1 protein-coding gene is annotated in these 386 nt (G+C 74.1%); it reads right to left on the bottom strand.

Translation table 11 applies throughout. The features are described from left to right. Positions 1-368, bottom strand: a 368-nt coding sequence (locus NBZ85_RS32055) for a DNA polymerase III subunit delta (protein WP_498041298.1), incomplete at its 3' end; no start/stop codon positions are given. Positions 369-386: the final 18 nt, after the last annotated feature.

The raw sequence follows: 386 nt of genomic DNA, 5'->3' as shown, positions 1-386 counted from the left end.
AGCAGCGCCTCACCGTGCCGCCCGGCGATCGCCGTGTCGGCGACGGTGAACGCGGACGTCTCGACCCGCCCGCCGTAGTAGCGCTCGACGATGCGGTCGTCGATCGTGCCGTCGACGTCGGCGAGAAGCTGCTGGCAGGCGGCGCCGAGGTCGGTGAGGTCGTCGGCGAACGCGGCGACGAGAGCGCGCAGCGCCGTGGGCTCGATGCGGCGGTTCGCGGCACGGAACTCGCCCGCCGCGAAGTCGACGCGGTCTGCGTCGCGGGTGATGGCGGGACAGGCGATCTCGACGCCTCCGCCCTCGCCCGCCCTGATGGCGTCGAGCAGCTTCTTGCCGCGCACGCTCGCGCCGGAGTGACGCAGCACCACGGTGGCGCCCTCCTGGGG

The sequence above is a fragment of the Frankia tisae genome (assembly GCF_025403405.1).
In the GTDB taxonomy this organism is placed as follows: domain Bacteria; phylum Actinomycetota; class Actinomycetes; order Frankiales; family Frankiaceae; genus Frankia; species Frankia tisai.
The sequence above is the reverse complement of the archived record's forward strand: the minus strand, read 5'-3'. Positions and strand labels throughout refer to the sequence as shown.